This is a genomic window from Thermococcus sp. (genome assembly GCF_027008145.1).
Lineage (GTDB): Archaea > Methanobacteriota_B > Thermococci > Thermococcales > Thermococcaceae > Thermococcus.
The window spans coordinates 1-6138 of sequence record NZ_JALTCZ010000142.1 but is presented as its reverse complement, the minus strand read 5'-3'; the positions used below and the strand labels follow the sequence as shown (position 1 = coordinate 6138).

Genomic DNA, 6138 nt, shown 5'->3' with positions numbered 1-6138 from the left:
CATTGACACAAGGAGGGCGGAGCTGCAGCTGAGGGTCGCCGTGCAGGAACTAAAGATTGGGGCAGAACTTGCAAGGAATGGAAAGCCCGTGGAGGCCAGGGCGCACTTTGAGATCGCCCTCAATCTGTTGAACCGCGTCGAGAGCTTCATCATGGCGCATTCCTGACCCTTTTCCTTTTTTAAGGGGGCTGATGTGGTGAAGGAAAAAATAGCGGTCGTCCTGCTCATATCCTTCATCTTTTACGGACTGGTTAGTGCCCAGTATACCATCTCTTCCCTCGTCCTGACTGTTTATGAGGACGGTTACGTGAAGGTAACCTACGAGCTACTCCCCGACGAGTACGTCTCCCAGATGGAGGTTCAGCTCCTCGGCGTCCACGTTGAGGATGTAATGGTTGAGAACGAGAACGGAAAACCCCTAGACTATCAGCTCAACGGCAACGAGCTCGTAGTCTTCACTGACAACGCCAGTATGGTGAACGTCACCTACTACACCCCCGACCTGACGTCGAAGCAGGGAATCGTGTGGACGCTCAACGTATCTTCCACGGAGCCCTTCACTGTCATCCTCCCTGAAAACGCGGTCGTTGTTGACCTCAGCGACATCCCCCTCCAGATAGCGGGCAACAGGATAACGATGCCGCCCGGAAACCAGAGCATATCCTACACGCTGGAAGGGCCCGGGGGAGGTACCGAGGGAGGACAGACCGTAGCTGGAGGGACGGGAACCTCAAGGATATACCTAATCGCTATAGCCCTACTCGCCGCTGGCCTCGCATACGTCGGCTTGAGGAGATCCAGGCGGTTCCCAACGAGGAAGGAGTTCGAGGAGAGGCTGAACAACCTCGACCTCAGCGAGGAAGAAAAGAAGGCTCTGCTCTACATCTTCGACAGTGGTGGAAGGGCCAGCCAGGCGAAGGTCAGGGAAGCCATAGGCCTGCCAAAGACGACAGCATGGAGGATGTTCAAGAGGATGGAGAAGATGGGCCTGGTAAGGATACTCAAAGGGAAGAAGGAAAACTGGGTGGAGCTGAGGTTCTGATTACCTTATCCTTGCTCCCAGCTTCACCTCTTTGTCCGGCATGAGCAGGGCGACATTTTTTCCATCGTCGGCAGCGAGAAGCATGCCCTGGCTCTCTACTCCCCTCAGCTTCTTGGGCTGCAGATTAGCCACGATGACGACGTAGCGGTTGAGGAGCTCATCTTTGCTGTAGTACTTCTTCAGCCCAGCGACCAGCGTCCTGACCTCGTCTCCGAGGTCGACCTTGACCACGTACAGCTTGTCGGCGTTGGGGTGGTCTTCCACCTCTATTACCTTACCAACACGGAGATCAAGCTTCGCAAAGTCGTCAAAGCTTACATAATCCATCTTTTCACCCTCCTTTACCTCCTTCTTTTCAAGAGCTTTCGCCTTTTGAACTTTTTCCCCCTTTACCCCGGGAACCTCTTTGTATATGGCCTCAAGGAGGGCTAGGGCTTCTTTCCTCCTCTCCTCGCCAAAGCGCTCAAGGACAGCCTTGACGACATCCTCCTTCCTGTAGTACTTTTCAAGGAGCAGTTTGGCGCTCTCGGGGTTGCCCCTTCCGATGTAGTTCACGATGAAGTAGATTATCTCCTCGTCGGTTACCTTTCTGAACATCGGGAAGGCCTTCCTAACGCGGTGACCGGCTTTAAGCTCACTGAAGGACCAGCCTTTGGAGTCCTCAAGGTTGAGGAGGTGCCATATCTTCTCGCTTGCATCGGGCAGGAAGGGTTCAAGGAGTATTCCTAGGGCCTTGACTATCTGGAGCGAGACGTTGACGGTAGTGGCGGTCCTCTCGCGGTCTGTTTTGGCCGTCTTCCAGGGCCTCTGGTGGTCGAAGTAGCGGTTTCCGAAGATCGCCAACTCCATAACGCGCTTTAAGGCGTCCTTAAAGCGGTAGTTCATTATGAGCTCACCGACCTCTTCGAAGGTCCTCTCAATCTCCTCGAAGGCCTGCCTGTCGAGCTCGTTCAGCTCGCCCCTCTCCGGGACGACCCCTTCGAAGTAGCGGTTCACGAAGGTCATTGCCCTGTGCACGAAGTTCCCGAGGTTGTTCACGAGCTCTTCGTTTATCTTGGTCTTGAAGTCCGAAAAGCTGAAGTCGCTGTCGCGAGTTTCGGGCATTATGGCAGTGAGGTAGTAGCGGAGGTAGTCAGCCGGAAAAACTTCAAGGAACTCGTGAACCCATATTGCCCAGTTCCTGCTCGTTGAAAACTTCCTGCCCTCAAGGTTCAGGTACTCGTTGGCGGGGATATCGTAGGGAAGAAGCCACTCCGCCTCGACTTCTTCATCCCTGTATTTGCCGTAGGCCATCAGGAAGGCCGGCCAGAATATCGCGTGGAAGGGTATGTTGTCCTTGCCGATGAAGTGTATTACTCTCGTCTGGCCATCGAGGTTGAGCCAGAACTTCTTCCACCCGTTCTCCCTTCCCTCTCTCCGCAGGTGCTCTATCGTTATGCTGATGTAGCCTATCGGTGCCTCGAACCAGACGTAGAGGACTTTGCCCTTCATGTCCTCGTCATCGAGCGGAACCGGAATCCCCCAGTCCAGGTCACGCGTTATGGCCCTCTCTTCCAGCCCCTCGTTTATCCAGCCGAGGACTGTGTTCTTAACGTTCGGCTTCCAGTGCCTGCCCTCAACCCACTTCTTGAGTCTCTCGCTGAAATCCTCCATACGGAAGTAGTAGTGGGCCGAGTCCTTGAAGGTGATGGGGTTGCCGCAGATGCTACACCGCGGGTTGATCAGTATTTCGGGCGTTAAGGGCCTCCCGCAGACCTCGCACTGGTCTCCACGCTGGTTCTCGGCCCCGCAGTAGGGGCAGGTTCCGATGACGTATCTATCGGGCAGGAACATCCTGTCGTGCTCGCAGTAGGCCTGCTTGCTCACCCTCTTCACGAGGTGGCCGTTTTCAAGGGCTTTGAGGAAGAAGTCCTGACTTATCCTGTAGTGGACGGGCAGTTCAGTCCTGCCGAAGAAGTCAAAGCTTATCTTGGCCCTCTCGAAGGTCGTCTTTATGTGCTCGTGGAACTCGTCAACGATTTCCCTCGGGTTTCTTCCTTCTCTGAGGGCACGGAAGGTTATGGGAGTGCCGTGTTCGTCGGTTCCGCAGATGAAGAGCACTTCCTCGCCCTTGAGGCGAAGATAGCGCGCGAAGATGTCCGCAGGGAGATAAGCTCCCGCTAAGTGTCCCGCGTGAATCGGCCCGTTAGCGTAAGGCAATGCTGATGTGACCATGTACCTGACCATTTTAACCACCGTCCGGCTGTGGTTCCGGGGCCTTATAAGACCTGCGGGTTTTAAGCATTACGATGGGTTATTAAGTTGTGAAGAAAATATGTAGGGTTTGATATAAAGTCACTTTCCCAGCGAGAGCTCCTTCGCCTTCACTAAAATCGCCTTCTCTGGCAACTCAACCTCGCCACGCGTTATTATCACCGCCCCGTCGTAGGTTGTCATCGTCACCTTCACCTTCTTGAAGCCCCCTGTTTCTCCGACTATCACGAGGGGCTTCTCCTTCAGCTCGAGGAGCTTTTTGAAGACCTCCGGTTCAACGAAGACGAGGACCCCTCCGGCTATAACGCGGTTGGCATCGACGGCCATCCCGCATCCCATGGGCATCACCGTAAAGGTTTAAGACGTCGGGGCTGATTTTGGTTTTCGGTGGGAAGGTTTATTAAACGCCTGGTGAACTCTCTACGGTGTGGAAAATGGAGGCCTCCAGGGGAGTTACGGTAAATCGGGAATGGCGGGTTAGGATGGATGAGCTGAGGGCAAAAGCTCGGGAGAACGTTGATGAAGTCCTCAAGCGCGCCTTCGGGTCGATAAAGTCAGAGAAGTCCTGGCGTGAGCTGGAGGCTGAGCTTTATGACGAGCTTTCTCGTGGATAGCAACGTGTTTGTGGAAGCCCTAAGGGGCAATCCGGTGGCGGAAAGTCTTCTTTCAGGACTGTTCCACTCCAGTGCGAGGGTTTTCATAAACGACGTGGTCTTCAGTGAGGTGTTTTATCACTACCTCCGCCTAAAAGCCGGCCCCTACTGGCGGGTCAAGAAGAACCCGGAGCTTGTGAAATCTGCAGTGGAGGATTTTGAAAAGATAGTTCTGCCACTCTTAGCAATACCAGATTTTCTCGAAATAAACTACGACGTGTCCACGCTGGCCGTTAGGCTGTCCCGCGACTATGATCTCCTTTCAAACGATGCACTCATACTTGCCACTCTGGAATACTACGGGATTGGAGCGCTGGTCTCCCTTGACTCTGATTTTGAAGATGCATGTGAAAATGAAAGGATACCCCTCATATCTTCCGCTAAAGACTTGGAGGGATTCCTATGAAATCCCGCGTCGTCGAGCGCTTCAGGTTCGAGGCCGCCCATGCTGTTGTTATAGACGGCAAACCCGAGGAGACACACGGGCACACCTTCAGGCTTGAGGTTTCCGTCGAAGGCCCGCTGAGAGACGGTTACGTTATGAACTTCCTCGGGCTGAGGTCCATCGTTGATGAAATTATCAAAAAGCTCGACCACAGGAACCTGAACACGCTCTTAGACAACCCGACGACCGAGAACATAGCCCTGTGGATTGCCGGTGAGGTTGAGAAGCGGCTTCCAGAAGGGGTCAGACTCCACCGCCTGAGGCTCTGGGAGGGGGACGATAACGGAGTTGAGTTTGAGTTTTAGGAGAAATCCTTAAAAAGATTCTGATCAGAATCATTCTCATGAGAATCATTCCAAGAAGAATTGAACTTGTCCACCTGAAGACGCCGGGCTGGAAGATGGTCTACGGCAGGAGGAAGACCGGGAAGACGTTTTTAGTCAAGAACTTCCTGCATTACGATGGATATTTCTTCGTAAACAGGAACGGGACGATCCTCAACGTAACTTCCGGAAAAGGCCTGTCCTATGAGAAGTTCAGAAAATATTTCATTGAGCGGCTTGGAAAGGGCACTATCGTTGTGGACGAGTTCCACAGACTGCCCCAAGAGTTCCTTGATTTGCTGCACGCTTACTCACCGAAAGGTGAGCTGATACTGATAACCTCAACCCTCTGGCTGGCGATGAGGCTTTTGGGGGAAAGGGAAAGCCCCCTCCTCGGCATTGTAACCCCCGTGAGAATTGGCCTCATAGACGAGAGGGAAATCCTCCTCGAGCTTTCAAAGGAGGTTGAAGGAAAGGAGTTGGTGGAAGCGGCAGTTTACCTCCGCGAGCCGATATTAGTTCCCCTTTACAAACCGCCTTTGAGGGAGTTCTTAGCGAAATACCTACACTCATCCGGCGCCCTCGTTGCGGAGATGGTTGGGGAGACCTTCTCCGAGGAAGAGCTGAGACTTTCGGAAGTTTACCTCGCCGTACTGCACTCAATAGCCGACGGAAAATCCAAGAGCACCGAGATAGGGAACTACCTCCTCTCCGGGGGGTTGATTGAATCTCCGTCGAGCGTTCAAAAGTATTTGAAAGTGCTGACCGCTATGGGGCTGGTTAGAAAGAAGCCCATACACGGGAAGAAGAAGCGCTTCCGCTACTTCATAGCCTCCCCCCTGCTCGACCTCCACTTCTACCTCGAGGCGAAATACGCCTACACCGAACTCGAAACTCCGGAGGAGTTCATCAGGAAGGCGGTTGATGAAAAGCTTCCGGGACATGTGGAGGATTTCATCGAGGGTCTTTTGGCAAAGGTTTACGGTTTAAGGCCCGTCAGCGTTGAGAAACCCGATCTTGAACTGGACATCGCCCTGGAGGGCTTCAAGAGGCTTGAAATCGTTGGGGAAGTCAAGTGGAAGAACCGCGTGAGAAAAGAAGAGATAAGGAAGATCGAGGAGAAGCTGTGGAAGTTCGACTGCAGAAGGGTTCTCATCGTGCCGAGCGTTGAAGTCCTTGAGAGGGAACCCGAGGGGATCGAGGTTCTAACGCCGGAGGATTTGCTGAAGCTGGCGAGGGAGAGTCTGGAAAGAGGGCCATCGGCCGGTTGAGAGAAAACTTTTTGGGAGTGTGAACCAACATTAGATGATGCCTATGCTGACCCTTGAGGAGATTGAAACCATCTTGAAAGCCCACCGGTGGGAGCTTGAGGAGAAGTTTGGAGTGAAGGAGATAGGGGTCTTTGGCTCCTACGTCCGCGGT

7 protein-coding genes are annotated in these 6138 nt (G+C 53.5%); 5 read left to right on the top strand and 2 right to left on the bottom strand.

What is annotated here, in order from left to right:
* Positions 1 to 193 precede the first annotated feature (193 nt).
* The gene (locus MVD07_RS06790) at positions 194 to 1042 is read left to right on the top strand and encodes a helix-turn-helix domain-containing protein (protein WP_297499954.1); all 849 of its coding nucleotides are present in this window, start codon (positions 194 to 196) and stop codon (positions 1040 to 1042) included.
* Here the strand turns inward: MVD07_RS06790 and metG are convergent, their stop codons facing one another.
* Together metG and MVD07_RS06780 are read right to left on the bottom strand one after the other, a co-directional pair.
* Positions 1043 to 3268, bottom strand: a complete 2226-nt coding sequence (gene metG, locus MVD07_RS06785; RefSeq protein WP_297499958.1) for a methionine--tRNA ligase — start codon at positions 3266 to 3268, stop codon at positions 1043 to 1045. It lies immediately after the preceding gene.
* A 108-nt stretch (positions 3269 to 3376) separates the two neighbouring features.
* The gene (locus tag MVD07_RS06780; RefSeq protein WP_297499952.1) at positions 3377 to 3640 is read right to left on the bottom strand and encodes a hypothetical protein; all 264 of its coding nucleotides are present in this window, start codon (positions 3638 to 3640) and stop codon (positions 3377 to 3379) included.
* An 89-nt stretch (positions 3641 to 3729) separates the two neighbouring features.
* On the opposite strand from MVD07_RS06780, the gene MVD07_RS06775 reads away from it, so the two are divergent.
* From MVD07_RS06775 to MVD07_RS06760, 4 genes are read left to right on the top strand one after another with little or no spacing between them, the layout of a single operon-like run.
* A complete protein-coding gene (locus MVD07_RS06775) occupies positions 3730 to 3909 on the top strand; it encodes a hypothetical protein (RefSeq protein WP_297499956.1) in 180 nt (59 codons plus the stop codon).
* Positions 3910 to 3913: 4 nt separating this feature from the next.
* Positions 3914 to 4354: a type II toxin-antitoxin system VapC family toxin gene (locus tag MVD07_RS06770; protein WP_297499950.1), complete on the top strand. Its 441-nt coding sequence runs from the start codon at positions 3914 to 3916 to the stop codon at positions 4352 to 4354.
* On the top strand, positions 4351 to 4698 hold the full coding sequence (locus MVD07_RS06765; RefSeq protein WP_297499948.1) for a 6-carboxytetrahydropterin synthase: 348 nt from the start codon (positions 4351 to 4353) through the stop codon (positions 4696 to 4698). Before MVD07_RS06770 ends, MVD07_RS06765 begins: the two co-directional genes overlap by 4 nt.
* Before the next feature lie 38 nt (positions 4699 to 4736).
* Positions 4737 to 5987, top strand: coding sequence for an ATPase (locus tag MVD07_RS06760; RefSeq protein WP_297499946.1), 1251 nt, complete (start codon positions 4737 to 4739; stop codon positions 5985 to 5987).
* The last annotated feature ends 151 nt before the right edge of the window (positions 5988 to 6138 follow it).

What these genes read in the sequence shown, in the direction of transcription:
- MVD07_RS06780 (WP_297499952.1), bottom strand. Translation starts at nt 3,640, where the DNA reads ATGCCCATGGGATGCGGGATGGCCGTCGATGCCAACCGCGTTATAGCC.
- metG (WP_297499958.1), bottom strand. Translation starts at nt 3,268, where the DNA reads ATGGTCAGGTACATGGTCACATCAGCATTGCCTTACGCTAACGGGCCG.
- MVD07_RS06775 (WP_297499956.1), top strand. Translation starts at nt 3,730, where the DNA reads ATGGAGGCCTCCAGGGGAGTTACGGTAAATCGGGAATGGCGGGTTAGG.
- MVD07_RS06765 (WP_297499948.1), top strand. Translation starts at nt 4,351, where the DNA reads ATGAAATCCCGCGTCGTCGAGCGCTTCAGGTTCGAGGCCGCCCATGCT.
- MVD07_RS06760 (WP_297499946.1), top strand. Translation starts at nt 4,737, where the DNA reads ATGAGAATCATTCCAAGAAGAATTGAACTTGTCCACCTGAAGACGCCG.